This window comes from Pseudomonas sp. GD03842, assembly GCF_029841165.1.
Lineage (GTDB): Bacteria > Pseudomonadota > Gammaproteobacteria > Pseudomonadales > Pseudomonadaceae > Aquipseudomonas.
Genome location: NZ_JAOCEA010000001.1, coordinates 62,401 through 74,724, shown reverse-complemented (window position 1 = coordinate 74,724; position 12,324 = coordinate 62,401). Strand labels below are relative to the sequence as shown.

The 12,324-nt window shown below is 59.9% G+C and carries 12 protein-coding genes; 4 read left to right on the top strand and 8 right to left on the bottom strand.

Annotation, left to right across the window (positions count from 1 at the left end; genetic code table 11):
• Window positions 1-63: 63 nt before the first annotated feature.
• Window positions 64-1,086, bottom strand: coding sequence for a quinone-dependent dihydroorotate dehydrogenase (locus N5D61_RS00355; RefSeq protein WP_279890070.1), 1,023 nt, complete (start codon window positions 1,084-1,086; stop codon window positions 64-66).
• 266 nt (window positions 1,087-1,352) lie between these two features.
• On the opposite strand from N5D61_RS00355, the gene N5D61_RS00350 reads away from it, so the two are divergent.
• From N5D61_RS00350 to N5D61_RS00335, 4 genes are all read left to right on the top strand, one after another.
• The gene (locus tag N5D61_RS00350; protein ID WP_279890069.1) at window positions 1,353-2,561 is read left to right on the top strand and encodes a CmpA/NrtA family ABC transporter substrate-binding protein; all 1,209 of its coding nucleotides are present in this window, start codon (window positions 1,353-1,355) and stop codon (window positions 2,559-2,561) included.
• A 9-nt stretch (window positions 2,562-2,570) separates the two neighbouring features.
• Window positions 2,571-3,146 carry an ANTAR domain-containing response regulator gene (locus N5D61_RS00345; protein ID WP_108238045.1) on the top strand — a complete coding sequence of 192 codons (576 nt, stop codon included), beginning with the start codon at window positions 2,571-2,573 and terminating at the stop codon, window positions 3,144-3,146.
• A gap of 248 nt (window positions 3,147-3,394) precedes the next feature.
• Window positions 3,395-4,606, top strand: coding sequence for a NarK/NasA family nitrate transporter (locus N5D61_RS00340; RefSeq protein ID WP_279890068.1), 1,212 nt, complete (start codon window positions 3,395-3,397; stop codon window positions 4,604-4,606).
• A gap of 19 nt (window positions 4,607-4,625) precedes the next feature.
• Complete coding sequence (locus tag N5D61_RS00335; protein WP_279890067.1) at window positions 4,626-6,317, top strand: bifunctional protein-serine/threonine kinase/phosphatase; 1,692 nt, start codon at window positions 4,626-4,628, stop codon at window positions 6,315-6,317.
• A 149-nt stretch (window positions 6,318-6,466) separates the two neighbouring features.
• Here the strand turns inward: N5D61_RS00335 and N5D61_RS00330 are convergent, their stop codons facing one another.
• The 7 genes from N5D61_RS00330 to N5D61_RS00300 all read right to left on the bottom strand — a co-directional run bounded on the left by N5D61_RS00330 (window position 6,467) and on the right by N5D61_RS00300 (window position 12,201).
• Window positions 6,467-7,501, bottom strand: coding sequence for an OmpA family protein (locus tag N5D61_RS00330; protein ID WP_108238044.1), 1,035 nt, complete (start codon window positions 7,499-7,501; stop codon window positions 6,467-6,469).
• A gap of 107 nt (window positions 7,502-7,608) precedes the next feature.
• A complete protein-coding gene (gene sigX, locus N5D61_RS00325) occupies window positions 7,609-8,199 on the bottom strand; it encodes an RNA polymerase sigma factor SigX (protein WP_108238043.1) in 591 nt (196 codons plus the stop codon).
• Between the two features lie 89 nt (window positions 8,200-8,288).
• Window positions 8,289-9,113: a mechanosensitive ion channel domain-containing protein gene (locus N5D61_RS00320; protein WP_108238042.1), complete on the bottom strand. Its 825-nt coding sequence runs from the start codon at window positions 9,111-9,113 to the stop codon at window positions 8,289-8,291.
• A gap of 2 nt (window positions 9,114-9,115) precedes the next feature.
• Window positions 9,116-9,379 carry a CrfX protein gene (locus N5D61_RS00315; RefSeq protein ID WP_108238041.1) on the bottom strand — a complete coding sequence of 88 codons (264 nt, stop codon included), beginning with the start codon at window positions 9,377-9,379 and terminating at the stop codon, window positions 9,116-9,118.
• A gap of 88 nt (window positions 9,380-9,467) precedes the next feature.
• Window positions 9,468-10,463: a zinc transporter ZntB gene (locus N5D61_RS00310; protein WP_108238040.1), complete on the bottom strand. Its 996-nt coding sequence runs from the start codon at window positions 10,461-10,463 to the stop codon at window positions 9,468-9,470.
• A gap of 37 nt (window positions 10,464-10,500) precedes the next feature.
• The gene (gene rraA / locus N5D61_RS00305; RefSeq protein ID WP_108238039.1) at window positions 10,501-10,989 is read right to left on the bottom strand and encodes a ribonuclease E activity regulator RraA; all 489 of its coding nucleotides are present in this window, start codon (window positions 10,987-10,989) and stop codon (window positions 10,501-10,503) included.
• A gap of 219 nt (window positions 10,990-11,208) precedes the next feature.
• Window positions 11,209-12,201, bottom strand: coding sequence for an alpha/beta fold hydrolase (locus tag N5D61_RS00300; RefSeq protein ID WP_279890064.1), 993 nt, complete (start codon window positions 12,199-12,201; stop codon window positions 11,209-11,211).
• Window positions 12,202-12,324: the final 123 nt, after the last annotated feature.

Below are 12,324 nucleotides of genomic sequence, written 5' to 3'. Positions count from 1 at the left end.
ATCCGGACGGCGGGCCAACGCCCAGGAGGGGTCCCTATGGGGACCCCTCTTTTCGTTTGAACCTCAACGGCCCATCGCCGCGATCGCATCCACCGATTCACGAATCAGCGCCGGGCCCTTGTAGATGAAGCCCGAATACACCTGCACCAGGCTCGCGCCAGCCGCGATCTTTTCCGCAGCATGGCGACCTTGGGTGATCCCGCCGGCGGCGATGATCGGCAGTTTGCCGCCCAACTCCGCAGCCAGCACCTTGACGATGTGGGTGCTCTTCTCGCGCACCGGCGCGCCCGACAACCCGCCCGCTTCGTCGGCGTGTGGCAGACTCTCGACGCCTTCACGGCTCAGGGTGGTGTTGGTGGCGATGACGGCGTCCATTCCCGATTCGAGCAACGCATGGGCAACGAGCACAGTCTCTTCGTCGCTCATGTCCGGGGCGATCTTGATCGCCAGCGGCACGCGTTTGCCATGGGTCTGCGTCAAGGCTTCCTGGCGCACACGCAGCGCTTCGAGCAGTTGCTTGAGCGAGTCGCCGAATTGCAGGCTGCGCAGACCCGGCGTGTTGGGCGAACTGACGTTGACCGTGACGTAGCTGGCGTGGGCATAGACCTTGTCCAGACAGATCAGGTAGTCGTCGACGGCGCGCTCCACCGGGGTGTCAAAATTCTTACCGATATTGATGCCCAGCACGCCGTTGTATCGAGCCGCCTGCACACGGCTGACCAGATGATCGACACCCAGGTTATTGAACCCCATGCGGTTGATGATCCCCTCCGCATGAGGCAGGCGGAAGATCCGAGGTTTCGGATTGCCTGGCTGAGCGCGTGGCGTCACGGTGCCGATCTCGACGAAACCGAAACCCAGTTGGGCGAAACCATCGATGGCCGCGCCATTCTTGTCCAGGCCGGCTGCCAGCCCCACCGGATTGGGGAACTGCAAGCCCATCACAGTCACCGGCAGGCGCATGGGTGCCTTGGTGAACACGCTATTGAGACCCAACCGACCCCCTGCGCCGATCAAATCGATGGACAGATCGTGAGAGGTTTCAGGGGAGAGTTTGAACAGTAACTGGCGGGCCAGGTTGTACATGGGCAGGCATGGCTCGTGAGAGGCTGAAGTCAGCCGCGGATTATAGACGTGCGCGAGGGTCAAGCGCGAGGCATGTCGTTAAGTTTGCCGTCTTGGAGAACTCGCTGGCATATGGCTTGCTTCGGATAGCGTCAAACGTGCAGTCCAACGGCGGGCTGCATTTGACAATGGCGTCGCGACCTTCTGGACGAAAGCCCGGAGGGCGCGGCGTTTTTTTTTTTGGAAGGTCGATGGCCCCCAACGCGCTTTCACGCGGAACCGAGCACATGAATGACAGCCTCCCTACGGCATTGGCCTGGGTCAACGGCAGCGACGCGCCGGAATTGAACAGCATCGACGTGGGCTTTATGCCGTTGACTGACTGCGCATCACTGATCGTCGCCGCCACTCAGGGTTTTTCCCAGCCATACGGCCTCAACATCCAACTACGGCGCCAGACGTCCTGGAGCAGCCTGCGCGATAACCTGGTCAATGGCGAACTGCATGCCGCCCATAGCCTGTATGGCCTGGTCTACGCAGCGCAACTGGGCATTGGCGTGGCGGCCCAGGACATGGCAGTGCTCATGGGGTTGAACCAGAATGGCCAGAGCATCAACCTGTCCACGGCGCTGCAGCAGGCAGGTGTGATCACTCCTGAAGCACTGGACCGCCATACGCACCAAAGCGGGACAAAACTGACCTTCGCCCAGACCCTGCCCACCGGCAATCACGCGATGTGGCTGTATTATTGGCTGGCCAGCCAAGGCATTCACCCGCTCGAGGATGTCGAGAGCGTCGTGGTGCCGCCACCCAAAATGGTTGAGCATCTCAAGGCCGGGCGAATCGATGGGTTCTGCGTGGGCGAACCCTGGGGGGCGAGCGCCGTCAACCAGCGGCTCGGTTTTACGCTTGCCACCAGCCAGACCATCTGGCCCGACCACCCGGAAAAGGTGCTGGGCTGCAGCCTGGCGTTTGTCGAGCAATACCCCAACACCGCACGAGCCCTGGTCATGGCAGTGCTGGAGGCCAGTCGCTTCATCGAGGGGAGCCTCGACAACCGCCGCAGTGCTGCGCAAATGCTCAGCGGCGTCGACTACGTGAACGCGCCGGTCGAGGATATCGAAGCACGATTGCTCGGCCACTACAGCGACGGGCTCGGTCATGAATGGCAGGATCACCACGCGGTCAGTTTTCACCGCAATGGCGAGGTGAACATGCCGTATCTGTCTGACGGGATGTGGTTCATGACGCAATTCCGCCGATGGGGGTTGCTGCGCGAAGACCCGGATTACCTGGCAGTTGCCCGCCAGGTCCAGCAGTTGGACCTGTATCGTCAAGCCGCCAGCGCCCTGAGCATAGAAGTGCCCTCTTCGCCCCTGCGCAGCAGCCAGTTGATCGATGGCAAGGTTTGGGACGGCCGCGATCCGGCAGGTTATGCCCGCAGCTTCACACTTCACGCGCTGGCCGGTGCCGCGCCTGACGCCAACGAACATTGAGGGCGGGATATGTTGCGCATCCTGCTGATCAACGATACGCCGAAAAAAGTCGGCCGCCTGAGAGCCGCACTGGTCGAGGCGGGTTTTGACGTCATCGACGAGTCCGGTCTGATCATCGACTTGCCGAAACGCGTTCAAGCGGTGCGACCCGATGTCATCCTGATCGACACCGAATCTCCCGGCCGCGATGTGATGGAGCAAGTGGTGCTGGTCACCCGCGATCTGCCCCGGCCTATCGTGATGTTCACCGATGAACACGACCCTGGTGTGATGCGCCAGGCCATCAAGTCGGGGGTTAGCGCGTACATCGTCGAAGGCATTCACGCGCAACGCTTGCAACCGATTCTCGACGTGGCCATGGCCCGCTTCGAGAGCGACCAGGATCTGCGCGCCCAGTTGCAGGCGCGCGACCAGCAATTGGCTGAGCGCAAACGCATCGAGACGGCCAAAGGCTTGCTGATGAAAATGAAAAACTGCAACGAGGAAGAGGCCTACACCTTGATGCGCAGGCAGGCCATGAGCCGACAGCAGAAGCTTGTTCAAGTCGCGGAACAGATCATTGCCATGAACGAATTGTTGGGCTGATGCCCCGTTACGCGCCTTTGGCCCACACTTTGCTTTAAAGAACACACAGGTAGCCAACGGCGGTTGCCCCCACTCACGACAAAGACGTCGCTCACCCTTTCGCCCTGCGCGAATCGGTGGCGACGTCTTTTTCGTTCTGGTCTCGACAAAAGAACCGGGTGGAGCGCCGTCGGCTGCTCCACCTGCAAGACCTGACCCGTGGCGGTGCAATTGACCACCACAACGATTTCCTGCAGATGAGGTGTGACATGACTACAAGTTTCTGGAAGGCCGGCCACAAGCCCACTCTGTTCGCGGCATTTCTCTATTTTGACCTGAGCTTCATGGTCTGGTATCTCCTGGGCCCCTTGGCCGTCCAGATTGCCACCGACTTGCACCTGACCACTCAGCAACGCGGGCTGATGGTCGCGACGCCCATCCTCGCCGGGGCGTTTCTACGCTTCCTGATGGGTATGCTGGCGGATCAGCTTTCCCCCAAGACCGCCGGTATCATCGGTCAGGTCATTGTCATCTGCGCCCTCCTCTGCGCCTGGCAACTGGGCATCCACAGCTACGAACAGGCCTTGCTGCTGGGCGTATTCCTGGGCATGGCGGGCGCCTCTTTCGCAGTGGCTTTGCCCCTGGCATCGCAGTGGTATCCCCCACAACATCAAGGCAAGGCGATGGGGATCGCGGGGGCCGGCAACTCGGGCACCGTCTTCGCCGCCCTGATCGCACCCGTCCTTGCCGCAGCCTTCGGATGGAGCAACGTCTTCGGATTTGCCGTGCTGCCGCTCGTACTGACGCTGATCGCTTTCTCTTTAATGGCCCGCAACGCACCGGAACGGCCCAAAGCCAAGTCCATGGGCGACTACTTCAAGGCACTGGGCGACCGAGACAGCTGGTGGTTCATGTTTTTTTACAGCGTGACGTTCGGCGGGTTCATCGGGCTGGCCAGCGCGTTGCCCGGCTATTTCAGCGATCAATACGGCCTCAGTCCAGTCACCGCGGGTTATTACACTGCCGCGTGCGTTTTCGGCGGAAGCCTGATGCGGCCGCTAGGCGGCGCATTGGCGGATCGGTTCGGAGGCATCCGGACGCTGTCAGGCATGTACGCGGTCGCTGCCATCTGCATTGCAGCCGTCGGCTTCAATCTTCCCAGCGCTTGGGCCGCGCTGGCATTTTTCGTGGCTGCCATGCTTGGGCTCGGTGCGGGTAACGGTGCCGTGTTCCAACTGGTGCCTCAGCGGTTTCGCAAGGAAATAGGCGTCATGACGGGCCTCATCGGGATGGCAGGAGGGATTGGCGGTTTCTTGCTGGCAGCGGGCCTGGGCGCCATCAAGCAGCACACAGGCGACTATCAGCTGGGCCTGTGGTTGTTCGCCCTGCTCGGCGTCCTGGCCTGGTTCGGACTGATGAACGTCAAACGCCGCTGGAGGACCACTTGGGGTTCGGCAGCAGTCACCGCAGCGCGCGTCTGACGCAGGAGGAGACTGCCCAGTGAATCGCCCGCTACCACCTGCTCTCTCTGCACCCCAGTTGCAACTGCGCTTCGCGGAACACAGCGCCAGCGGGCCCAGACAGGATAATCAGGACGCCACGCGCCTGGTGACGCCCGCTGCCACATTGGCAGCGAGCAAAGGCTTTCTATTTGCCCTGGCCGATGGCGTCAGCCAATGCGCAGATGGTGGACTCGCGTCACGGACTACCCTGCAGGCACTTGCACTCGACTACTATGCCACCCCCGAGACCTGGAGCATCGCAGACGCGTTGGATCGCCTGCTGTCGGCTCAGAATCGGTGGTTGCTGGCCAATGGGCTCCTGACCACGCTCAGTGTGGTGGTCCTGCGCGGACGCCGCTTCACCCTCGCCCATGTCGGAGACTGCCGCGTGTATCGCTGGCATTCAGGAAAGATGCAGCGCATCACGGAGGATCATGTCTGGGAACAGCCGGACATGCAGCATGTCCTCAAGCGCGCGCTGGGGCTGGACCAGCATGTGGTGATGGATTATCTGGACGGGGAGCTCAGCCAAGGCGAGCGGCTGCTGTTGGTCAGTGATGGTGTCTGGACGACCCTCGGTGATGAGCGGATTCGATCCATTCTCGCCGAACAGGACGATCTGGACAGTGCAGTGCGGACGCTGGTCAAGGCTGCACACTTGGCGGGCAGCCGGGACAACGCTACGGCCGTGCTCGTCGAGGTTTTGCAACTGGGCTCCGACGCGCTGGGCGACACGCTGGCTCATTTGCAACAGTGGCAGCTGCCTGCTCCCCTGACCCCCGGGCAGCATTTTGAAGGCTGGCAGATAGAAAAGCGGCATGCGGGTTCACGCCAGTCGCTGCTGTATCGCGTGCGGGACGCCCAAGGCCAGGCGTGGCTACTGAAGACGCTGCCCGAAGCACGTCGCGATGAACCTGGGGCGGATTCATCGCTGTTACTGGAAGAGTGGTTCATGCGACGCGTTGCCGGACGCTTCTTTCCCGAGATCCACCCTGCGCCGGATCGTCAGCATCTGTATTACGTCATGCGGGAGTGCACGGGCCAGACATTGGCGGAAACCTTCACGCAGGATGGCCCGATGGTGATGAGTCGGTGGCTTAGCCTGGCGCGCGAGCTGATTGGCGCCGTAGGCCTGCTGCACAGGCGCAACATCGTGCACAGGGATATCAAACCTGAAAACCTGCTCATCGATCATCAGGGTGAACTGAAGGTACTGGATTTCGGCTTGGCGTTCTGCCCGGGGCTTTCCAGCGACACACCCGGTGACATCCCCGGCACGCCAAGCTTCATCGCACCGGAGGCCTTCGTGGGTGCAGCCCCTTCTCCGGCGCTGGACCTTTATGCCGCGAGCGTGACCCTGTATTTCCTGCTCAGTGGCCACTATCCGTATGGGGAGATCGAAGCCTTTCAGCACCGCCGATACAGCCGCCCCATACCGGTCACCCGTTATCGTCCCGAGGTCCCGGAGTGGCTGGATCTGCACCTGCAACGGGCGCTGGAAGCCGATCCCCGCAAGCGCTTCGAAACGGCAGAAGAATGGATATTGCACTTACAGCAGGGTGAACTGGCCACGTTGCGAACGCGACGCACGCCCTTGCTGGAGCGCGACCCGCTCAGAGCATGGCGAACCCTTGCACTGTGTTCAATGGTGCTGAACGGGATTCTGTGGATCTGGCTCTTGAAACACTGAGCAGCACCGAACACGCCCAGGGCATGGGGTAATGAAAATTGATGCAAGAACGTTGAGATCGCGCCAGAGATGGCGCTCAACGTCAACTCGCTATAGGGCCCAAAAAGAAAAACCCGGCCGAGGCCGGGTTTTTCGCAAAGCAAGGCTAATTACTTAGCTTGAGCTTCGACTTGTGCTTCTACGCGACGGTTAACGGCGCGGCCAGCTTCAGTGGCGTTGTCGGCAACTGGGCGGGTTTCACCGTAGCCAACCGAGTTCACGCGGTTAGCGCCAACACCGTACTGGTTAACCAGAACCTGTTTAACGGCGTTTGCACGACGCTCGGACAGTTTTTGGTTGTAAGCGTCAGGACCGACGGAGTCAGTGTGACCTTCAACAGTGGTGGTGGTTTGTGGGTATTGCTTCATGAAGTCAGCCAGGTTTTTGATATCACCGTAGCTGCTTGGCTTGACAACGGACTTGTCGAAGTCAAATTTCACGTCCAGCTCAACACGGACAACTTCGGCAACAGCCGGGCAGCCGTTGGCGTCAACAGTGACGTTGGCTGGGGTGTCAGGGCACTTGTCGACGTTGTCGCAAACGCCGTCGTTGTCGCTGTCGGAGCAGACTTCAGCCACTGGAGCTGGAGCAGGTTCGACTTTCTTCGAACCGCCACCGAAGTTCACACCGATACCGACGCTAGGTGCCCACTCGGTGTCACCTTGGTCGATGTTGTACTGAGCTTCAACGCCAGCACGGGCGTAGAAGTTGTCAGTGAAGTACAGCTTGGCACCGCCGCCGATGTTGGCGAAGGTGGAGCGGTTACGACCGCCGGAGCCGTTCTGACCGATGCTCTGATCGGAGAAACCAGCCGAAACGTAAGGACGCAGCATGTCGCCTGGGTTGTTGAAGTGGTACAGAGCGTCCAGAGCGGTGTTAGCGCCCTTGATGTTACGACCGTCGTCGCTGCGAACGTTGTGCACTTCGTCGTAGCCCAGACGCAATTCAACGTCGTCAGTCAGGAAGTAGCCAACAGAACCGCCGAACAGGTTGCCGTTATTTTTGAAATTACGAGCGCTGTCGAACTGTTCTTTCTTGGCGAAGCCTTCGATTTCGACTGCGCCTTGGCCTTGTGCCAGAGCGCCGAACGAAGTTGCGGCAACAATAGTACCAATGGCCAAGCCCAAGGTGTTTTTCAGTTTCATCCGTTAAATCCCCATCTGGTGATTGTAAAGCAGCCCCCCTAATCGGGGGGCAACTCATCGGCAAGTCTATCAGAACTTGCCTGCCCGTTAGAGATATTTGCTCCGAGTTAAGTTTCGGTAATGCCTGCAAATTTCTCACGTAATTTATCGAGTGCCCGCTTGTAGCGCATTTTCGTGGCACTCAAGCCCATGTGCATTATGTCTGCGATCTCCTGAAATTCCAGTTCCGCGACAAATCGAAGCACCAGAATCTCCCTGTCGATCGGGTTCACATGAACCAACCAGCGATCGAGCCCGCCCTTTTCTTCCGGTTTTGGCGACTTCTCTTCGGACGCCTCCTCGAGGGGGTCGAGACTCAAAGCGTCCATCAACCGACGCTTTCGCCGCTCCTTTCGATACTGCGTGATGCATTCGTTATAGGTGATGCTGTAGAGCCAGGTCTTGAATTTCGATTTTCCCTCGAAATTCTTCAAGCCATACAACACCTTAAGCATCACCTCCTGACAGACATCGTCAGCATCGCGATCGTTCCCTAAATATCGCGCGCAGACATTAAAAAGTGTCCGCTGGTAGCGACGCATCAGCTCCTCGTAGGCCCGAGTCACATGGAACAACTCGGCGTGCGAGCGCGCCACCAACTCCTCATCGGAGAGCTCGCGGGGGTCGTAACGCAGTGAGTGCGATTGGGGTTTGTTCAAAACAGAGTGTGCCGACAGTCAGTTCAATATCCACCGCGCTCAGGGGGCACCCGAATTTTGCGGCGGCATACATTATCAGATTTGCCGGTTCAGCGGCTGCTCACGCGCTGTTCGAGCAGAATCCGGTTCGACAGACTCACCAGCTCACCCTCGTCGGTGAGCAGCGTGGTCTTCACCGTGCCGATCTCCTCGATCTGCCCTTCAACTTCTCCAACTCGCACCTGTTGCCCTACTTCGTACAACTCCCGCACATAAATGCCTGCCAAAATCTGGCTCGCGATGTCACGGCTGCCAAGCCCCATCGCCAGCGCAACCGCCAGACCAACGGTAATCAAGCCGATGACAATCACATGGTTCAGCAGGTCGGTCTTGACTTCCAACTGGCTGATGGCGACCGAAATGCTGATGATAATGACCAGCCACTGCGCCACGCGCCCCAGACCTGCCGAATAATCCAGCCCGACGCCTTCTGCCGCGCCACGCACTACACCGTTGACCACCTGCGCCAGCAATACGCCCACCAGCAACACCAGCGCCGCTCCAAAGACCTTTGGCAGGTACAGAGCCAGCATGTCAAGTGTCGCCGAGACCCGCTCAAGGCCGAGGGATTCTGCCGCCGACACCAGAAAAATCAATAGCACAAACCAATACACGATCTTTCCGATCAGCGTCGAAATCGGCACCTGGACGCCTGCACGACTGATCAGTTTGGTGAGCCCCGTGCCGCCCATCAGACGGTCCAGGCCCAACTTCGCCAACAGCTTGGAAAGCAGGGTATCGAGCAGCTTGGCGACCACGAAACCCAACAGCACCACCACCAACGCCCCGAAGAGATTCGGGATGAAATTTGCAACTTTGGTCCACAACGCAGTCATTGCGGTAACCAGACTCTGCGTCCAGAGATCCAATTCCATATTCAATCAGCCTTGTCTTGAGCGCCGAACAGGTCGGTGCCGGCAATCGTCGCCTTGCGACGGGAAACGGGTGAAACGTGAGCTGAGCCGTTGTTGACCGCGATCATCAGCCCCTGGATGCAACGCCCCAACAGGCCGAACAAATCGCCAGCGCCGACTTGCCGGTTGGCTGTCTTGAGCACGCGGCCCAGCACCGCATCGTCATCCCGGCTGGAGGACGACGAATTGAGCATGTCTCGCAGTGATTCTTCAAACGGATCGTGCATGGGCACCTCACGTGATGTCACTGGAAGACGCAGCCCTTCGCAAACAAGTCACACGCCGTAACGCACAAAACGACACTTTTTCTACCGGTCACATCCACCGCAGGCGTTTGAACAGCCAGATCTGCCCCACCGCCACCACAATCATCAGCGCGCACGCCAGCATGAAACCATGGCTATTGTCCGCTCCCGGGATCCCGCCCACGTTGATCCCCAGCAATCCGGTAAGGAAGCTCATCGGCAGAAAAATCCCGGTGACGATGCCGAACCGGTACATGGTTCGGTTCATGCGTTCGTTGAGGCGCCTGTCTTCAGCCTCGAGGACCAACCCTACCCGCTCGCGCGTCAGCTCCAACTCTTCCAGGTAACGGGTCAGGCTGTTGTTCAACTCGTTCCAGTAATCGGCGTCGTCCTCGACGAACCACGGCATCTTGCTACGTGTCAGTTGAGCGTAGATGTCTCGCTGCGGCGCGAGGAAGCGCCGCATGCCTGCCGCCCGCCTGCGGATATGCACCATGTTGCCGTGTTCGGGCATGTACCGTTCGTCGGCGTCTATCCGTTCTTCCATATCATCGGCCAGGTCGGTCAACTCACTGACCACCGCCTGTACCTTGTCCGTCAGTAACTGAGCGAGGTACACCAGCAACTCGGAGGACGTTTTCGGCCCCTTTCCTTCGGTGAGCAGAGCAATCAATTCGTCTGTGGCCCGCAACGAACGCAGGCGCAAGGAGATCACTCGCTGGGCTGCCGCAAAAATCCGCACCGATACCATGTCTTCCGGTTCGGCGCCCGGGTTGAGGTTGACCCCGCGCAGGAACAGAAGCAACTGGTTATCCGGCAAGGGCAACAGCCGCGGCCGGGTGTTCTCTTCCAGCATCAGGTCACAGACAAACTCCGTCAGCCCGCTGGACTTGCGCAACCATGTCTGGGTTTGCGGATGGCTGCGGTCCCAGTGCAGCCAAAGGCTCTCATGGGCCTCCAACTGCAACGTATCCAGGTCGGTGCGCGCGATGGAGCGCGCCCCACCCTTCCCATTCAACACCAGCGCATGCACCAGGCCCCACTGGGCGTTCGAATCATCGACCATTTACTTTCCTTGCAGTCCCATACGGCGGAAACGCCATTTACTGAGGCATTTCCAATGGACTTGGCGAGACGATGATGCCGTTGTTGTCGGCATACACGTACTCACCCGGGCGGAACGTCACGCCGCCAAAACTCACGATCACATTCAAATCACCCAATCCGCGCTTGTCGGTCTTGAGCGGGTGGCTGGCGAGGGCCTGCACCCCAAGGTCGGTTTGCGCCAGAACGTCCACATCCCGCACGCAACCGTAGATGACCATGCCTTCCCAGCCGTTTCGAGCGGCCTTCTCAGCCAGCATGTCCCCCAGCAGCGCGCGCCGCAGCGAACCGCCGCCATCGACGACAAGCACTTTGCCCTTGCCGTTCTGTTCCGCCTGTTCGCGAACCAGTGAGTTGTCCTCGAAACATTTCAGGGTCACGATCTGCCCCCCGAACGAATCACGACCACCGAAATTGCTGAACATCGGTTCGACCACCTGAACCAGGTCAGGGTAGGCGTCGCATAGATCCGGCGTGATGTAATGCATGGTCAACTCCTGTCAGTGAGGCTGTCGCTCGAGAGGAATCCGCCTTTTGGCGGGCTCGGATGGGTCGCACGTCTGACCGCGCGGCGCATCACATTGCTTCCTTATATAGAACAAAAACCTGACCGACGAGTATTCAGTGCATGGAGGGCGGCCCGCCATTCGACCAGCGCTAGCTTAGCCCTCTGCCCCCTGCATAGGAATGCCTCGCACCAGCCAAACTCAGGAAGTTGCCAACATGTTCAGCGTTGATTCAGCCGCAACGGGTTGAAGCTGGCGGTTCAACCAATCCTCGACCCTGGGCCAGACTTGCACTTGAGCTGCCTTGCTGACGAGCATCTGTACGTGCCCGAAATCCTCGGTGAAACCCTGCTCGCGCCCCAGCAGCAGAAACGCTTTGGTTTCGCCACCGATCTGCTCGAACAATTCGTGGCACGCCCAGGGCGGGTCCTGCGTATCCCCCACGGCGGCGACGCACAGGGTGGGCACGTTGACATGGCGCAGGCCGGACCACCAATCGTCCTTTTTGTCCCCGAAACGGCCGAACGGCCCATGCCAGCGCAGGCTTTCCACCAGGATGCCCATCGGCTCGTCCTCGGGGCCCCGTTTGAAACGCGGGCCGGATACATGCTCGAAGCGCTTGAGCAGCACGCGGGCACTCCAGGCCAGTCCGGGCACTTTCAGGGGCCAGTAGGTGCGGGTCACCTGGCTACCGAACAGTGCCACCGACGCCGCCTGCCTGGCTCCCAGGTAATGACCGCCGAGCGCAGCGGCCAGGGTCGTGCCGCCCAGCGAATGGCCGATCCAGTGCGGCACCTGCCCGGTCTGCTCGACGACGAAGTCGGCGATCGCGGGAAGGTCATACTGCGCATAATCGGCAACGCGATTAGTCCGGTAAGCCTCGTTTCGGGCGGATAATCCGTGGCCACGCATTTCGGGAATCCACACGTCGAACCCGGCGCGCGCCAGATAAGCGCCCAGGCCGATGCCTTTCGGGGAATACCAGAAGCGCCGATTGGAGAAACTGCCGTGCAGCAGGATCACGGGCACGCCGCGTACGTCGGGAGCCGCCGCCCGCCCCAGACGGGTCACAGCCAGCTCGACGGTGAAATCCAGGCTGTTGCCGGGTTTGAGACGGTAGACGTCCTCGACCAGATCGCCACGCCGATCGGCACTGATCAAGGCCACGGGAAAAAGGTTGCTGCTGCTTTGCATAGATCGTTTTTGCTTGATTCAAGAATGACCAGCGCCCGGTGAAGGGAGTCCGGGAACGCCGTGGCGCCTTAATAAATGTCTGAGCAGGTCGCATAAAAAAGGGCGGATCATCAAGACCGCCCT

What these genes read in the sequence shown, in the direction of transcription:
- N5D61_RS00355 (WP_279890070.1), bottom strand. Translation starts at nt 1,086, where the DNA reads ATGTACAACCTGGCCCGCCAGTTACTGTTCAAACTCTCCCCTGAAACC.
- N5D61_RS00350 (WP_279890069.1), top strand. Translation starts at nt 1,353, where the DNA reads ATGAATGACAGCCTCCCTACGGCATTGGCCTGGGTCAACGGCAGCGAC.
- N5D61_RS00345 (WP_108238045.1), top strand. Translation starts at nt 2,571, where the DNA reads ATGTTGCGCATCCTGCTGATCAACGATACGCCGAAAAAAGTCGGCCGC.
- N5D61_RS00340 (WP_279890068.1), top strand. Translation starts at nt 3,395, where the DNA reads ATGACTACAAGTTTCTGGAAGGCCGGCCACAAGCCCACTCTGTTCGCG.
- N5D61_RS00330 (WP_108238044.1), bottom strand. Translation starts at nt 7,501, where the DNA reads ATGAAACTGAAAAACACCTTGGGCTTGGCCATTGGTACTATTGTTGCC.
- N5D61_RS00320 (WP_108238042.1), bottom strand. Translation starts at nt 9,113, where the DNA reads ATGGAATTGGATCTCTGGACGCAGAGTCTGGTTACCGCAATGACTGCG.
- N5D61_RS00315 (WP_108238041.1), bottom strand. Translation starts at nt 9,379, where the DNA reads ATGCACGATCCGTTTGAAGAATCACTGCGAGACATGCTCAATTCGTCG.
- N5D61_RS00310 (WP_108238040.1), bottom strand. Translation starts at nt 10,463, where the DNA reads ATGGTCGATGATTCGAACGCCCAGTGGGGCCTGGTGCATGCGCTGGTG.
- rraA (WP_108238039.1), bottom strand. Translation starts at nt 10,989, where the DNA reads ATGCATTACATCACGCCGGATCTATGCGACGCCTACCCTGACCTGGTT.
- N5D61_RS00300 (WP_279890064.1), bottom strand. Translation starts at nt 12,201, where the DNA reads ATGCAAAGCAGCAGCAACCTTTTTCCCGTGGCCTTGATCAGTGCCGAT.